Annotated in this window: 14 protein-coding genes; 6 read left to right on the top strand and 8 right to left on the bottom strand. The window is 55.5% G+C overall.

Features of this window, described 5'->3' with window-relative positions; genetic code table 11:
- The first annotated feature begins 39 nt into the window (after nucleotides 1-39).
- The 6 genes from KI614_RS07535 (at nucleotide 40) to KI614_RS07510 (ending at nucleotide 7,571) form a co-directional block, all read left to right on the top strand.
- Nucleotides 40-486: a universal stress protein gene (locus KI614_RS07535; protein WP_226409006.1), complete on the top strand. Its 447-nt coding sequence runs from the start codon at nucleotides 40-42 to the stop codon at nucleotides 484-486.
- Nucleotides 486-3,263 carry a phosphoenolpyruvate carboxylase gene (gene ppc / locus KI614_RS07530; RefSeq protein WP_226409004.1) on the top strand — a complete coding sequence of 926 codons (2,778 nt, stop codon included), beginning with the start codon at nucleotides 486-488 and terminating at the stop codon, nucleotides 3,261-3,263. Before KI614_RS07535 ends, ppc begins: the two co-directional genes overlap by 1 nt.
- A 107-nt stretch (nucleotides 3,264-3,370) precedes the next feature.
- The gene (locus tag KI614_RS07525; protein WP_226409002.1) at nucleotides 3,371-4,915 is read left to right on the top strand and encodes a CHASE2 domain-containing protein; all 1,545 of its coding nucleotides are present in this window, start codon (nucleotides 3,371-3,373) and stop codon (nucleotides 4,913-4,915) included.
- On the top strand, nucleotides 4,894-5,259 hold the full coding sequence (locus KI614_RS07520) for a hypothetical protein (RefSeq protein WP_226409000.1): 366 nt from the start codon (nucleotides 4,894-4,896) through the stop codon (nucleotides 5,257-5,259). The genes KI614_RS07525 and KI614_RS07520 overlap by 22 nt, the downstream gene beginning before the upstream one ends.
- On the top strand, nucleotides 5,256-6,704 hold the full coding sequence (locus tag KI614_RS07515) for a M48 family metallopeptidase (protein WP_226408998.1): 1,449 nt from the start codon (nucleotides 5,256-5,258) through the stop codon (nucleotides 6,702-6,704). Before KI614_RS07520 ends, KI614_RS07515 begins: the two co-directional genes overlap by 4 nt.
- 54 nt (nucleotides 6,705-6,758) lie before the next feature.
- Entirely contained in the window at nucleotides 6,759-7,571 is an 813-nt protein-coding gene (locus KI614_RS07510; RefSeq protein WP_203466476.1) for a pyruvate, water dikinase regulatory protein, read from the top strand.
- A gap of 65 nt (nucleotides 7,572-7,636) precedes the next feature.
- On the opposite strand, the gene KI614_RS07505 is transcribed toward KI614_RS07510, so the two are convergent.
- Genes KI614_RS07505 through bamA form a run of 8 tightly spaced genes read right to left on the bottom strand, consistent with a single transcriptional unit; the run spans nucleotide 7,637 to nucleotide 15,184 of the window.
- A complete protein-coding gene (locus KI614_RS07505; RefSeq protein WP_226408996.1) occupies nucleotides 7,637-8,407 on the bottom strand; it encodes a TrmH family RNA methyltransferase in 771 nt (256 codons plus the stop codon).
- The gene (gene rnhB, locus KI614_RS07500) at nucleotides 8,404-8,994 is read right to left on the bottom strand and encodes a ribonuclease HII (protein ID WP_226408994.1); all 591 of its coding nucleotides are present in this window, start codon (nucleotides 8,992-8,994) and stop codon (nucleotides 8,404-8,406) included. The genes KI614_RS07505 and rnhB overlap by 4 nt, the downstream gene beginning before the upstream one ends.
- Nucleotides 8,982-10,130 (bottom strand): lipid-A-disaccharide synthase, encoded by a 1,149-nt coding sequence (lpxB, locus tag KI614_RS07495; protein WP_226408992.1) that lies wholly within the window; start codon nucleotides 10,128-10,130, stop codon nucleotides 8,982-8,984. Before lpxB ends, rnhB begins: the two co-directional genes overlap by 13 nt.
- A complete protein-coding gene (lpxA, locus tag KI614_RS07490) occupies nucleotides 10,130-10,900 on the bottom strand; it encodes an acyl-ACP--UDP-N-acetylglucosamine O-acyltransferase (protein ID WP_226408990.1) in 771 nt (256 codons plus the stop codon). The genes lpxB and lpxA overlap by 1 nt, the downstream gene beginning before the upstream one ends.
- 1 nt (nucleotide 10,901) lies before the next feature.
- Complete coding sequence (gene fabZ, locus KI614_RS07485) at nucleotides 10,902-11,336, bottom strand: 3-hydroxyacyl-ACP dehydratase FabZ (RefSeq protein ID WP_226408987.1); 435 nt, start codon at nucleotides 11,334-11,336, stop codon at nucleotides 10,902-10,904.
- A gap of 12 nt (nucleotides 11,337-11,348) precedes the next feature.
- On the bottom strand, nucleotides 11,349-12,383 hold the full coding sequence (lpxD, locus tag KI614_RS07480) for a UDP-3-O-(3-hydroxymyristoyl)glucosamine N-acyltransferase (protein WP_226408985.1): 1,035 nt from the start codon (nucleotides 12,381-12,383) through the stop codon (nucleotides 11,349-11,351).
- Complete coding sequence (locus tag KI614_RS07475) at nucleotides 12,383-12,853, bottom strand: OmpH family outer membrane protein (RefSeq protein ID WP_203469355.1); 471 nt, start codon at nucleotides 12,851-12,853, stop codon at nucleotides 12,383-12,385. Before KI614_RS07475 ends, lpxD begins: the two co-directional genes overlap by 1 nt.
- Nucleotides 12,854-12,901: 48 nt before the next feature.
- Nucleotides 12,902-15,184: an outer membrane protein assembly factor BamA gene (gene bamA / locus KI614_RS07470; protein ID WP_226409273.1), complete on the bottom strand. Its 2,283-nt coding sequence runs from the start codon at nucleotides 15,182-15,184 to the stop codon at nucleotides 12,902-12,904.

Here is a 15,184-nt window from a genome sequence, read left to right as displayed (position 1 = left end):
AAGGTATGCGCCAAGCAAAAACTTAACTGGAGAACTGCCATGTACAAAACCATTCTGGTCGCCATTGACGACAGCGAAACCTCGCGCAGTGCCCTGGCCGAAGCCCTGCACATTGCCCGCACCAGCAATGCCAAGCTCTACATCAGCCACGTGGCCGATGAAACGATGCTCAATATGCACGGCCACGCGCTGACCAATGTCGTCAACCTTGAAGGCGCCGTTGCCAACATCATCCAGGCCGGACGTACCCTGCTCGACAAGGCCATGGCCCAGGCCGAAGGCGTCAATGCCGAGGCGCTGATTCTCGAAGCACGCAACCGCCGCGTCTCCGAAACCATTTCCGAAAAAGCCAAGGAACTCAATGTCGACCTGATCGTCATTGGTCGCCACGGTCAACGCGGCCTGGCCACCCTTATTCTCGGCTCGGTTGCCGAACAACTGGCCAAGATCGCCGACGCCTCTGTACTTCTCGTCAGGAAACACTAATGCCCCAGGACGCACGCCACAACGACCAAGACAACTTCTCCAAGGACGAACCTCTGCGGACCGACATCCGGCTGCTCGGCCGGGTACTCGGCGATACGGTCCGCACACAGGAAGGTGACTCCGTCTTTGAAATAGTGGAGCGCGTCCGCCAGACGGCCGTTCGCTTCGCCCGCAACGGCGACCCCGCTGCACGCGACGAACTGGCTGCCCTGCTTGATCCGCTGCCGCGCGACACGACCCAGTCCGTCGTTCGCGCCTTCAGCTATTTTTTGCAACTGGCCAACATCGCCGAAGACGAGCATCACATCCGTCGTCGCCGGGCTCATGACCTGGCCGGTTCTCCACCCCGCGAAGGCAGCCTGATTTTTGCCCTCGACGCACTGTCGACCGCGAAAGTTTCGCCCGAAGCGATTGCCGATTTCTTCGCCCACGCACTGGTTGCCCCGGTGCTTACCGCGCATCCAACCGAAGTCCAGCGCCAGAGTTTGATTCGCAATCACCGCGACATCGCCCGCCTGCTTGATCAGCGTGAACGCCTGCAGATGACGCCGGAAGAGGAGGCCGAGAACGATCTCGGGCTGGCCAATGCCGTATTGACCCTATGGCAATCGCGCATGCTGCGCCCGGTCCGCCTCAAGGTGCTCGACGAAGTGCGCAACGGCGTCACCTATTTCAAGGAAACCTTCTTCACCGAGTTGCCGCGCCTGTACATTCAGGCGACGCAGCAACTGCAGAAACGCTACCCGGAGAAAATCTGGGCCCTGCCGCCCTTCTTCCGTGTCGGCAGCTGGATCGGCGGCGATCGCGACGGCAATCCCTTCGTCACCGCCGAAATCCTGCGTGAAGCCCTGCGCCTGCAATCGGCCGCGGCACTCAATCACTATCTCGAAGAAGTTCATGAGCTGGGCGGCGAACTGCCGCTCTCCGACCTGCTGATCAAGGTCACACCGGAACTCGTGGCACTGGCCGAGCACTCGACCGACCATTCGCCGCAGCGCGCCGACGAACCGTATCGCCGCGCCCTCTCCGGCATTTACGCCCGCCTCGCCGCAACGGCCCGCAGCCTCGATCAGGTCGAGCCGGTGCGCCATGAAATCGGACAGGCTCCGGCCTACGAAACCCCGGAAGCCCTGCGCGCCGATCTCAAGGTACTGGCCAATTCGCTCAAGCTGAATGGCAGTGCCCAACTGGCCGGTGGTCGCCTGCGCCGCTTGCTGCGTGCTGTCCAGGTTTTCGGTTTCCACCTGGCGCCGATCGACCTGCGCCAGAACTCCGAAGTTCACGCCCGCAGCGTCGCCGAACTGCTCGCCGGTGCCGGTCGCTGCGCCGATTATGAGGCCCTGGCCGAGGTCGACCGCATCAAGCTGCTGGTCGAAGAAATCGCCACGCCGCGTCCGCTGTATTCGCCCTACCTGAATTATTCGGAAGAAACACAGGGCGAGCTGGCCATCTTCTTTGCCGCGCACGAACTGCGCCAGCGCTACGGTACGGCCGCATTGCCGAACTGCATCATCTCGAAAACCGACGGCGTTTCCGACCTGCTGGAACTGGCGCTGCTGCTCAAGGAATCCGGCCTGCTGCTGCCCGGCGCGACGCCGCGCCTGGATGTGAATATCATCCCGCTGTTTGAAACCATCGAAGACTTGCAAAAGAGCGCGGCGACGATGGCCGGCGTTTTCGACATTCCAGCCTACCGCGCCCTGATCGCCGGTCGGGGCGACGAGCACGAAGTCATGCTCGGCTACTCCGACTCCAACAAGGATGGCGGCTTCCTGACCTCGGGTTGGGAACTCTACAAAGCCGAAATCGAACTGGCCCAGGTCTTTGCCCGGCACCAGGTCCGTCTGCGCCTGTTCCACGGTCGCGGCGGCTCGGTTGGTCGCGGCGGCGGCCCGACCTACCACGCCATCCTGGCCCAGCCGGCCGGTGCTGTTTCCGGCCAGATTCGCCTGACCGAACAGGGCGAAGTCATCTCGACCAAGTACGGCAACCCGGACACCGGCCGCCGCAATCTGGAAGTCCTGCTCGCCGCCACGCTGGAGGCCAGCCTGACCGACCATGAAAACCAGGTCGAGCCAGCCCAGCAATTCCATGTCGTCATGGATGAATTGTCGGCCCGTGCCTTCAACGCCTATCGCGGTCTGGTCTATGAGACGCCCGGCTTTACGACCTATTTCCGCCAATCGACCGTTGTTTCCGAAATCGCCTCGCTGAACATCGGCAGCCGCCCGGCCTCACGCAAGGCTTCCGAGCGCATCGAAGACCTGCGGGCCATCCCTTGGGTTTTCAGCTGGGCACAATGCCGCCTGATGCTGCCCGGCTGGTACGGTTTCGGTTCCGCGGTCGACGGCTATTTGCAGGGCAATTCCGATGGCTTGGCAACGCTGCGCCGGATGGTCAAATCCTGGCCGTTCTTCAAGAGCCTGCTCTCGAACATGGACATGGTGCTGGCCAAAACCGATCTTGCCATTGCTTCGCGCTACGCCGAACTGGTTACCGATGCCGGCTTGCGCCAGCGCATCTTCAGCCGGATCGAAACTGAATGGGCGCTGACCCGCACGCATCTGCTGGCCATTCTCGAACAGGACGACCTTCTGGCTGAGAATCCGATGCTCAAGCGTTCACTGCAACTGCGCTCGCCCTACATGGATCCGCTCAACCACCTGCAAGTCGAACTGCTCAAGCGCCATCGTGCAGGCGACACCGACGAACGACTGGCCCGCGGCATCCACCTGTCGATCAACGGGATTGCTTCAGGTTTGCGGAACAGCGGTTAAATCGTCACTTTGTTACGGATATTTGATAATTCCGCATTTCCCTGAATATTTGTTTGGTTTATGCTCGCGCGCTAACCAAAAACAATATTCAGGGAGTGTCGGCGGTCATGGTCAATCACAAGGCCACCCGTTGGGTACGGGTACTGCTGCTAGCCACGATCGGCTACGGCTTTTTTGTCTTCCACGGGCTATCCAGCCACCTCAATCCATGGTCGCAGGCATTGATCAATGCGGCGGTCAAATACATCTACCCAGATGACGGACAAAAAGAGATCAGCGTTCTACTCTTCCGCGAAGAGAATCTAGCCGAATTAGGCACGCACTACCCTGTCCCTTACAAGCTTCACGCTGAAATTATCGAATCCCTGGCCAGCTATGGCCCGAAGGCTGTTTTCATCGATTTTGCATTCGTGGACAACCGTGACGACAAGAGTATCCGCGAGCTTTCTGCGGCACTATGCAGCCTGCACAATTCCGAACGCAAACCGAACATCTACCTGGCCGCCCCGGTTCTTCCCGACGGTTCGCTCAACATTGCCAGCGAACTACTCGATTGCGTCATTCCGGTCACCCCGGAGATGGATAGCAAGACAGGCGAAAGTGGTGTCCTGACCTATTTCAATGGTCGTGAATCGGATAAAAAATCCGGAAAATTCGTTCCCTCCGCAGCATTCGCCCTGGCCGAAGATCGTATCGGCCCTGCCAGCAAAGACTCTGAAAAACTGGAAATTGTCTGGGGCAAAGGCGTTGCACCACTGAACCTGAAGTGGATGGACTGTCGTGAAAAAGCCGACTGGGAATTGATCAAAGGACTGCTTTCCGATAACCCGAGCACGAACAAACTGCTCTGCCCCTACCATCGCACACTGAGCGTCAACCACTTGCTCAACTCTGCCGGCGACAAAGACATCGAGGCCGCACTTGAAGGCAAAACGATTTTCTACGGCGCCGGTTTCCGATTTACCGGGGATCGCGTCGAATCGCCGGTCTACGGCGAAATGCCCGGTGTTTACCTGCATGCAATGGCCTACGACAACCTTCTCACGCTGGGCAAGGATTACAAGCGCGCCGAACGCCATGGACTGTGGGTTGTCCTGATCGATGGCATCCTGCTGTTCACCGCCGCCTGGCTGCTGGTTTTCTTTCCTGCAGAAAAAGTTTCCGAATCGGACTCGCTGATCAAGTTCCTGGAATCTGCCCGCAAAAACATGGCGGGATTAGCCATCGGACTTATCACCATGTTCAGTGCGATCCACTGGGGGGGACTGGATATTGCAGCCCTGGTGGCGGCCGCCCTCTACCTTGCCTTCCGGATTGGCCTGCAACGTGACTGTGCCTTCGCCATTCTGGCTTTTTTGACACTAGGCACAACCATTCTTTGCTACATGACACTCAATCTGGGGCCACGCAACATTCTGGCCTTTCTCGCTTTTTTTGAAATTGTCGGCCACGCCCAAGAGTTTGCCGTAAAGCGGGCCGAAACTTACTTCACTCTTCGCCAGCGCTACGACAATCGCAAAGACGGGAAGGAATCCGCACTACCCAGAAAATGGGTAGGGTGGGATTACGTTGTCAGCCATTTTTTCTCAATTTTCCATTCACCTGAAGACCATCAGTCGAAAGCTCAGCCATGCAAAAAATTGCCTACTTGATCGCCCTCGCCCTGATCACTGCCGTTGCGGCGCCAACCCACGCCGGTGAGTCTGTCAAAGTCACCAAGTTGCGTAGCGCCAAAGTCATCATTTTTGACGCGCCGGAAGGCACGCAGATTGGTGAAGTCTTCCGTGAACAATACACACCGGGCGCCTGGACAGTCCGTAGCGAACCACAGCGCGGCTACGTCCAGATCGCAGGCGATGGCACGACTTTCTGGGTCAAGAATTTCGCCATCGATACTGACCGCCGAATTTCCTCAAGTGCAGAGTGCGGCGTCAAACTGGCCGGCAGTGAGCGCAAGATGGGCGCTACTCGGGGTTTGGGTGAGGAATGCAAATGATTCGCCGCTTGCTGCCCCTACTCGCCGCTGTTTCACTACTCGGCTGCGCAGGAAATGGCGGAGGAAAAATTGAGATTCCGCTGCTTGATTCCCCCGGTAGCAAAGCCCCCATATTCACCCAACTCACCCCTGGCAAACATGAAGCTTCGATCATGGCCATCGGCGGAGACCGTGACCTGGCTCGTGGTCAAAATGGCAGCCATCACACCATGGGCTATATCAATAGCAAGGATATCGAAACCTACCTGAACACCATTCGAAATCGGTTTGTGGCTGTCTCAGGCGTCACCGATGTCCCCGGCAAGGTAAAACTGACAGCTGATCTGACGCATGGGGCCAAAGCAACGGCCGATGGCAACATTTTCATTCCCATTACCTGGCTGCTGGATACGGAATCCGAGGATGCCCTGGCTGCCGTCATTGCGCACGAACTCAGCCATGTCCTGCTAAAGCACCAAAGCACCAATATCGTTGGCAGCATCCAGAAGAAACTGCAGAGCGGCCACGAGATGCTGCTCGGCCTGAAAATGGATGTTCGCAAGACGACGCAGCTTGGCAAAAAAGACAATAAAGCCCTGTTGGCTGCCCAAGTTTCAGTCGCCTTGGTCGACAACCTGATCATGCCCTCCTGGAACCGGCGCCAGGAAACCGAGGCCGACCTCCTTGCCGTCGATTTGATGATCCGCGCCGGTTATACACCGGATGGCATGGATGACATGTTGCAAACCATGAAAACAAGCGAGGAGAAGCAACAAAAATCCAGGGCTGCTATTGAAACCCAACTAAAGGAATTGGCTCTCCAAAATCCTGAACTTGCCGTAAAAAAAGCTCTTAGCACATTGATCGAGGATTTAAGTAACACTCACCCAGAAACCGAGAAGCGGCGCGAGGCAATCACTGACTATCGCGATAAGCATTACGCCGAAGCCCCCATCCCGGACTATTCATCCAGTGCAATAAAAAAACTCAAGGCCATGCGCTCGGTCGGCCCACTACTAAACAATTATCGGCACACACTGAAAGCACGAAACCGTCTCGATGAAGGTAACGTTCAGCAGGCTTACAGTGAGGCCTTACTGGGGGTCAAAGCGCCAACCGCAAAAGACGCGATACCTAACTGGATACTCTGGAAAACCGCTCACGCTGCAGGTAAGGATAGACTCCATCAGGATGCTCTGAGAAATGTCTTAAACAATTCCGAACCAATAAAAGCAGTCTATGAGGAAATTATTACTTCCGAAGAACAGGCTGGGCGGCATCAAATCGCGCTGAATTACGTCATAAAGGCACAGAAGGTTTTCGGTGATGATCCTGAATGGACGCCCCACAAAATACGACTGTTAAGCAAGCTTGGCCGCAAGGATGAAGCAAAACTTGAAACGGCAAAGTGCATTCTTGACACGCCGGAGCAAAAGCACAAGTGTCGTGAAGCAGCCAAATCCTAGACCGCTCAAGATTAGCGCTATCATTCCGCTTCCCTGGTTTTACGACAGTTTCCAATGATGCTCAAACGCACCGTATTTTTCGTTTCCGACGGCACCGGCCTGACCGCCGAGGCCCTTGGTCACAGTCTTCTGACCCAGTTCGAGGAAGTCGAATTCCGGCAAATCCGGATTCCCTTTCTCGACAGCATCGAAAAGGCCCAGGATGCGCTGGCCCGGATCAATGCCCAGAGCGAAGCCGATGGCATGCGCTCCATCGTGTTCACGACACTGGTCAATCCGGAACTGGCCAACATCGTCCATCAGGCCGATGCTTTCTGCCTGTCGTACTTTGAAAGCTTCCTGGCTCCGCTGGAAGCCGAACTCGGGCTGAAGTCGAGCCATACAGTTGGCCGTTCGCATGGCTCGGCCGAAAGCTCCGAGTACAAAAAACGAATCGAGTCGATCAATTACACCCTGGCGCACGATGACGGCATCACCGATCGCGATCTTGAGGAAGCGGATGTCATTCTGGTCGCCGTGTCGCGCTGTGGCAAAACGCCGACCTCTCTCTACCTGGCCATGCAATTCGGTTTGAAAGCGGCTAATTTCCCGCTCATTCCGGAAGACTTCGACCGCGGTCGACTGCCGGGAACGCTCGAAAAGCATCGCACGAAACTGTTCGGCCTGACCATTCAGCCCGAGCGCCTCGCCCAGATTCGCGAAGAACGCCGTGCTGGCAGCAAGTACGCCTCACTGGCCAACTGCCGGTTCGAAATTGCCGAGGCTGAAAAGATGATGCGCCGTGAAGGTATTCGCTGGCTCGACTCCTCAACCAAATCGATCGAAGAGATTTCGACCACGATTTTGCAGGAACTCAATCTGCGCTGATTGTTGGTCGTTGATATGTCAGCCATAACGCCGGCCTTCAGTGCCGGCGTTTTTCATTCGGGCAGTCAGTCAAGCCGGCGGCGCAGAGCCTCGAAAAGACAAATCGCCGCAGCAGCGCCGACATTGAGCGATTCGACGGCACCCGGCATGGGAATCTTGATGCGCAGGTCGGCGGCAGCGATCAGTTCAGGACTGACGCCCTGGCCTTCGGCACCGAAGATCCAGGCCAGAGGCGTTTGCCAGCGAGTTTCGTAGAGAGAAACGGCGCCATCCAGGCAAGTCACGGCAACCGTACCGCGATAATCGCGGACAGTAGCCACAAGATCGGCATCCTCGACGATATCGAGCACAAAGTGAGCCCCTTGCCCGGCACGCAGGACTTTCGGCGACCAGGCTGCGGCGCAGGCACTCGACAGCAGCACTTGCCGGACCCCTGCGGCAGCGGCCGTGCGTAACAGCGTGCCAACATTGCCCGGATCCTGCACACCGTCGAGTAAAACAGCATCATTTTCGAGGTCGACCGCGGCACGCGATTTGGGCTGGGCAACAACAGCCAACAAGCCACTCGGGGTATCGACCAAGCCGATTTCGCGCATCAGGCTATCGGCCAGAACGACGGTGTCACGTCCTGCGGTCAACCGGGAAATCTCATCAGTTTCCAGAGCAGATTCGGCAACCACCAGCGTTTCCACCAGACCACGCGCAGCCTCAAAAGCCTGAACCAGATGTACGCCATCGAGCAACGTCAAGCCAGTTTTGCGTCTTTCCCGACCGGACTCGGCAAGCTTCTTGAGTTGCTTGAAAAAAACGTTGTCGCGTGACTGAATCAGTTTCATAGCAACGACAGTTGTTTGGCGACCGGCCCAAAACTCTTGCGATGTACCGGCGATGCGCCATGCGCTTCGAGCGCAGCAAAATGCGCAGCGGTCGGGTAGCCCATGTGCCGGTCGAAACCGTATTGCGGATATTGCGCGTGCAGAGCCAGCATTTCCCCATCACGAACGGTTTTGGCAAGAATCGAGGCGGCGGCAATCGAGGCAATCTTGCCATCGCCTTTGACGACCGCTTCAGCCGGAATATCGAGGGACGGACACCGATTGCCATCGACCATCGCGCTGCTTGGCCGCACAGTCAAACCCGCCACAGCCCTCTGCATCGCCAGCATGGTCGCATGCAGGATATTAAGGCGGTCGATTTCCTCGACCGAGGCCGAGGCCACACACCAGGCGACGGCACGCTCGCGAATCAGGATAGCCAAAGCTTCGCGCTTTTTCTCGCTGAGCTTTTTAGAGTCGTTCAGTCCAGGGATTGGTTTGGCAGGATCAAGGATCACGGCAGCAGCCACCACCGTCCCGGCAAGCGGCCCGCGCCCGGCCTCGTCAATGCCGCAGACAAGACCGGGTGGAATGATCAGCTCAGGCATGCGATGACGGCATTGGCCGCCTTTTCGGCCGTGTTCTGACGCAACTGGTAGTGAATGTCGGTAAACGCCTCGGCGACGGCTTCGGCATTCTCCTTGTCTTCATACAATTTGATCAGGGCCTCGGCCAGATTTTCCGGTGTTGCCTGGTTCTGAAGGATTTCCGGCACGACTTCACGACCGGCCAGCACATTCGGCAGGCCGACAAAGGGCTGGTAGGCCATGCGCTTCATGATCCAGTAGGAAAGCTTGGCAATTTTGTAGGTAATTACCATGGGCCGCTTGATCAAGGCTGCTTCCAGCGTTGCCGTGCCGCTGGCGACCAGCGAGACATCCGCCGCACCCAGTGCATCCTGAGCATGACCAAAAAGCAGGCGGAATGGCAAATCGCCCGCTTGCAGCTTGTAAATTGCCATTTCAAACTGCAATCGTGTTTCTCGCGTGGTCAACGGCACGACAAACTGTGCATTGGGCAAAAAACGTTCGCGAATGATGCGTGCCGTTTCGACGAAAGTCTCGGCCATTGCCTCAAGTTCGCCGCGACGACTGCCGGGCAGCAAGGCGAAGACCGGCACATCCTGCGGCATCTGCAGCTTTTCGCGGACAGCCCGTTTGTTGGTTTCCATCGGAATGATGTCAGCCAGCGGATGACCGACATAGGTCACAGGAATACGGGCTTTTTCGTAGAGCGGCGGCTCCATGGGAAAGAGCGCCAGGACACGGTTGACCGCACGACCGATTTTCTTGATGCGACCGCCGCGCCAAGCCCAGATCGAGGGACTGACATAATGAACAGTCGGTACCCCGGCAGACTTCAAGCTGCTTTCCAGACCCAAGTTGAAATCAGGCGCATCGACACCGATAAAAATATCCGGCCGCTGGTCGAGCAGACGCTTTTTGAGCTGGCGCCGGATGCCTGAAATTTCGCGATAGTTTTTCAAGGCATCGACATACCCCATGACCGACAGCGACTCCATCGGCCACCAGGCATCAAAGCCCTGCCCCTGCATTTTTGGCCCGCCGATACCGAAGAAAACAGCATTCGGCAGCTTGGCCTTGAGCGCAGCAATCAAATGGCTGGCCAGCAGATCCCCTGAGGGCTCTCCGGCCACCATCGCAATTCTCACTACGCCAGTCATCAGCGAATGATGCCGCGCTTCGACATCTCGAGGAAATCGACAAAACGCTGCACATCGGGCTGAGTCTTGGCATCCTCGAACAACTTGGCCTTGGCCTCTTCAAGCAACAGACCAGATTTGTAGAGCGTCCGGTAAGCCCGCTTCAAGGCAAGCAGTGATTCTGCCGTGAAGCCACGACGCTTGAGCCCTTCAACGTTGATGCCGTATGGCTGGGCGGTATTCCCAGCTGCCATCAGATAGGGCGGGACATCCTGGAGAATGACCGTGCCGACCGCCGTCATGACATGCGCCCCGACGCGACAGAACTGATGCACCCCGGTGTAGCCACCAAGAATCGCCCAGTCTTCGACAGTCACGTGTCCGGCCAGCTGCGCATTGTTGGCAAAAGTGGTTTTGTTGCCGACCTGGCAATCGTGCGCGATATGCACATAGGCCATGATCCAGTTATCGTCACCGATCTTGGTCACGCCTACGTCCTGGATAGTACCCAGGTTGAAGGTGCAAAATTCGCGGATCGTGTTGCGGTCGCCGATTTCCAGACGCGTCGGCTCACCGGCGTATTTTTTGTCCTGCGGCACTTCGCCAAGCGAGCAGAACTGGAAAATACGGTTGTCGCGACCAATCCGGGTATGCCCCTTGATCACGACATGCGAACCGATGACAGTGTTGTCACCGATCTCGACATTCGGACCGATCAGGGAAAAAGGACCGATCTCGACATTGGCGCCGATTTTGGCACCCGGATCGATGATGGCTGTCGGATGGATCATCTCAGACATCCCGCTTGGCGCACATCAAGGTTGCTTCGGCAACAACCTGGCCATCGACACGGGCTTCAGCCTTGTACTTCCAGATACCGCGCATCTGGCGAAGAATGTCGACATGCAGATGCAATTGGTCACCAGGCATGACCGGCTTCTTGAAACGGCATTCATCAATCCCGACGAAGTAGAAAACCGAATTGGGGTCAGGCTTCGACTCCATGGTTTTGAACGACAGGATGCCAGCTGCCTGAGCCAGCGCTTCCATGATCAGAACACCAGGCATGACCGGGTGATGCGGAAAATGGCCGACAAAATACGGCTCATTCATGGTGATATTTTTGTAGGCGTGAATCGATTTGCCGGCTTCCACGTTGACCACACGGTCAACGAGCAGGAAGGGATAACGATGCGGCAGGTGCTCTAAAATTTCATGAATATCCATTTAATCAACCCTCTACATTAATATTTTTAAGTTTTTCTCAAGTTCGGAGACACGCTCGGCCAACTTGGCGAGATGCCTGATCTGGGCTGCGTTGTGCAGCCAGTTGCCATGCTCTTCCAGCGGAAAAACGCTGGTGTATTGCCCAGGCCTGGTGATGTTCTTCATTACCAGGGAACCGCCGGAAATCACCGCACCGGAAGCAATCGTCACGTGCCCTGCAATCATCGCCGCTCCGCCAACGATTACCTTGTCCTGCAAGGTCACACTGCCGGCGATTGCCGCACAGGCAGCGATGACGCAGTGCTTGCCGATGATGCAGTTATGGCCGATCTGAATCTGGTTATCAATCTTGCAACCATCACCGATCACCGTATCGTCAAGCGCACCGCGGTCGACCGTGGTACTGGCCCCGATTTCAACATCATTCCCGATAATCACCCGGCCGATTTGAGGAATCTTGACCCATTCCCCTTTGTCCGGTGCAAAGCCAAATCCATCTGCCCCGATAACGACACCGGAATGGAGAATCGTATTGCATCCGATTTCACATCCCTGATAAATGCTGACATTGGGGTACAGCACACAGCCATCACCGATTTTCACGTCATCGGCAATCACACAACCGGCATGAATCGTCACGTTCTCGCCAAGTACCACACCAAGACCGATACTGACCTGCGGCCCAATGCTCGCCGAAGCCGGCACAGCAGACGCTGCGCATGCACTCGGATGAATGCCAGGCAAAAACGAGGAACGTGGATTAAGCAAGGTGGCAACGCGCGCATAGTAAGCGTACGGATTTGCCGTAACGATACGCGGCCGATCGATAGAATCGGCAAACTCGGGCGCGACAATGACGGCTGAAGCGCGCGTCGTCTGCAATTGGCTTTTGTATTTCAGGTTGGCCAGAAAGCCAATTTCGCCCTCACCGGCAGAGGCCAGTGTAGCAACCTGATGGATCACCGTTTTGGCATCACCAAATACATCGCCGCCCAAAAGGGCGGCGATTTCAGCCAGGGAAAGAGCAACACCCCGGGCTGCCGGCATTACTTGCCTTCAGCAAGTGCCTTGATCACGCGCTCGGTGATGTCCAGCTTGGGGCTAACCCAGACCACATCCTGAAGAATCAGGTCGTATTTATCGGATTCAGCGATCTGCTTGATGGCCTTGTTGGCCTTCTCGATCACCGCAGCGTTCTCTTCGTTCTGACGCAGATTCAGGTCTTCACGGAATTCGCGCTGTTTGCGCTGGAATTCGCGCGACAACTCGCCAAACTCTTTTTCCTTGGCGCGACGATCACTTTCCGCCATGGTGACAGAGTTTTTCTCGAGATTTTCCTGCAGCCCTTGCAATTGCTTGGCCATACGCTGCAAATCCTGATCCCGCTTGGCAAACTCACCTTCGAGCTTCTTGGCTGCCTTCTGTGCAGCTGGTGCATCACGGAAAATGCGCTGAGTATTGACGTAACCAACCTTCAACTCGGCTGCACTCGCACCCGTAACAAACAATGCAGACATCAACGATGCCAGAACAAGGCTTTTAACTTTCAACTTGAGACTCCTGAATCAAAAAGTGGTACCCAACTGGAACTGGAAAGATTCGGTCTTATCCGTATCCTGCTTATTGATGGGCATACCATAACTGAACTTTAACGGACCAATCGGCGAAATCCAAGCTGCAGAAAGACCTGTAGAGTAGCGCAAATCACTGATCGCCATGGTTTCTCCCTTACCGTACACTTGGCCAGCATCAAAGAACCAGCCCATACGGAAACTTTTTTCCATGCCAGGAATTCCCCAGAGCAATTCAGCATTACCAACCAAACGGCGGTTACCACCGATACGATATTGTGACCCATTGGAATCTGTCGTAATTGGACCGAGACTTGATGTCTTGTAGCCACGAACAGAACTGACGCCACCACCATAGAAATTTTTGTAAAACGGCAATCCATCCCCGGCAAACCCATCGGCATACCCGACTTCACCATTAAGCAAAATGGTGAACACCTTGTTCAATGGAATGTACCGCTGTAACTGGTAGTTGGCGCGGTAGTAGGTCAAATCACCACCGGGTACCGAAACCTCGACACCAGCTTTCTGGAAGGTTCCTTTGGTCGGAAAAAAATAACTGTCTTTTCCATCACTGACCCAATTGGCCGTAACCGGAATAGATATATTTGTATCCCCGAACTCCTTGACGAAATCCTTGTAGTACTGAGGACTGTCGCTATAGGTCGTGATTGATGTGGTGTCCAGCCCAACGCCAAAACTCAACGACTCTTTCTCGCCAATCGGAAAACCGAAGCGAAGTCCGCCACCAGTGGATGCTGAGCTGTAATTGGCAATTGCCGTTGATGTCGTATTCACCGTCCGGTGGTACACATCGAAGCCTTGACTGATGCCATCAAGTGTGAAATACGGATTAGTATATGAGAAAACGTAGGTTCTGTAGGATTTAGCTGAGTTAACCTGGATCGATACGTTATTCCCGCTCCCCAGAAAATTATTCTGTGCCACGGAAGCAGAAAGAATAATTTTATCTGTACTTGAGGTACCGAGCCCAAGCATCAGGTTTCCGGTCGGTTTCTCAACCACATTCAAATTGACATCAAGTTGATCAGCCGTTCCCTGAACAGCCGGGGTTTCAACTGCAACCTCGGTAAAGAAGCCAAGTTTATCAAGACGCTGCTTGGATGTGGTTACACGGTCTGAGTCATACCAACCACCTTCCATCTGACGGATTTCACGCCGAATAACTTCGTCGCGTGTTTTTGTATTACCCGTCACATTGATCCGGCGAACATAAACCCGCTTGCCCGGATCAACAAAAATGGTGAAAGCGACCTTGCGCTTTTCCTTGTCGATTTCCGGGGAGGCATTGACATTGGCGAAGGCATAGCCTTCCTTGCCCAGACGATCGGCAATAGCCTTGGTCGAATCATTCAGGCGTTCACGAGAAAAAACATCGCCCGCCTTGACTGTCACCAATTTGCGCAGTTCAGCTTCGCTCAGGGTGAAATCACCCGCCAATTTAACTGACGACACCTGGTAGCGATCGCCTTCGTTCAGATTGGCAGTGATGTATACATCCTGCTTGTCTGGAGAAATGGAAACCTGCGTTGATTCAACAGCAAATTCCAGATACCCCTGATTCATATAGAACGACTTCAGCTTCTCCAGGTCAGCAGAAAGCTTCTGGCGGGAATACTGATCATTCTTCGTGTACCACGTCAGCCAACCCGGCGTGGTCAGTTCAAATTGCTTGAGCAACTCTGTCTCGGTGAACGCCTTGGCACCGACAAAATTGATTTGTTTGATCTTGGCGGCAGCACCTTCTTCGATATTGAAGTTGATACCGACCCGGTTACGCTCAAGCGGCGTCACGGTGGTTGTGATATTCACACCGTACTTGCCGCGAGTCAGGTATTGCCGCTTCAGTTCCTGCTCGGCCTTTTCAAGCAAAGCACGGTCGAAAATTCGCCCTTCGGCAATCCCGGTTTCCTTGAGCGCCTTGACGATGACGTCCTTGTCGAATTCTTTCAGGCCGACAAAATCAAGTTGGGCAATCGCCGGTCGTTCCTGCAGGACGACGACCATAACGCTCCCATCGACCTCGATGCGAACATCCTTGAAAAATCCGGTCGCAAACAGAGCCTTGATCGACTGTGCAGCTTTTTCGTCATCCAGCGTATCGCCAACCTTGACCGGCAAATAGCTGAACACGGTACCAGCTTCGGTACGCTGTATCCCTTCAACACGGATGTCCTTGACCGCAAAGGGTTCGAATGCCAGCGCGGGCATGGCAAAAACGCTGGCGATCAGGACTGACAACAGGGATTTTTTCAT

The organism is Dechloromonas denitrificans (assembly GCF_020510665.1).
Classification (GTDB): Bacteria; Pseudomonadota; Gammaproteobacteria; order Burkholderiales; family Rhodocyclaceae; genus Azonexus; species Azonexus denitrificans_B.
This window is presented reverse-complemented; position numbering and strand designations above follow the sequence as displayed.

Excerpts from the sequence above, each read along its gene's own strand:
- lpxA (WP_226408990.1), bottom strand. The coding sequence starts at position 10,900 with ATGATCCATCCGACAGCCATCATCGATCCGGGTGCCAAAATCGGCGCC.
- rnhB (WP_226408994.1), bottom strand. The coding sequence starts at position 8,994 with ATGCCTGAGCTGATCATTCCACCCGGTCTTGTCTGCGGCATTGACGAG.
- KI614_RS07475 (WP_203469355.1), bottom strand. The coding sequence starts at position 12,853 with ATGTCTGCATTGTTTGTTACGGGTGCGAGTGCAGCCGAGTTGAAGGTT.
- fabZ (WP_226408987.1), bottom strand. The coding sequence starts at position 11,336 with ATGGATATTCATGAAATTTTAGAGCACCTGCCGCATCGTTATCCCTTC.
- KI614_RS07525 (WP_226409002.1), top strand. The coding sequence starts at position 3,371 with ATGGTCAATCACAAGGCCACCCGTTGGGTACGGGTACTGCTGCTAGCC.
- KI614_RS07520 (WP_226409000.1), top strand. The coding sequence starts at position 4,894 with ATGCAAAAAATTGCCTACTTGATCGCCCTCGCCCTGATCACTGCCGTT.
- lpxB (WP_226408992.1), bottom strand. The coding sequence starts at position 10,130 with ATGACTGGCGTAGTGAGAATTGCGATGGTGGCCGGAGAGCCCTCAGGG.
- KI614_RS07535 (WP_226409006.1), top strand. The coding sequence starts at position 40 with ATGTACAAAACCATTCTGGTCGCCATTGACGACAGCGAAACCTCGCGC.
- KI614_RS07505 (WP_226408996.1), bottom strand. The coding sequence starts at position 8,407 with ATGAAACTGATTCAGTCACGCGACAACGTTTTTTTCAAGCAACTCAAG.
- ppc (WP_226409004.1), top strand. The coding sequence starts at position 486 with ATGCCCCAGGACGCACGCCACAACGACCAAGACAACTTCTCCAAGGAC.
- KI614_RS07510 (WP_203466476.1), top strand. The coding sequence starts at position 6,759 with ATGATGCTCAAACGCACCGTATTTTTCGTTTCCGACGGCACCGGCCTG.
- bamA (WP_226409273.1), bottom strand. The coding sequence starts at position 15,184 with ATGAAAAAATCCCTGTTGTCAGTCCTGATCGCCAGCGTTTTTGCCATG.
- KI614_RS07515 (WP_226408998.1), top strand. The coding sequence starts at position 5,256 with ATGATTCGCCGCTTGCTGCCCCTACTCGCCGCTGTTTCACTACTCGGC.
- lpxD (WP_226408985.1), bottom strand. The coding sequence starts at position 12,383 with ATGCCGGCAGCCCGGGGTGTTGCTCTTTCCCTGGCTGAAATCGCCGCC.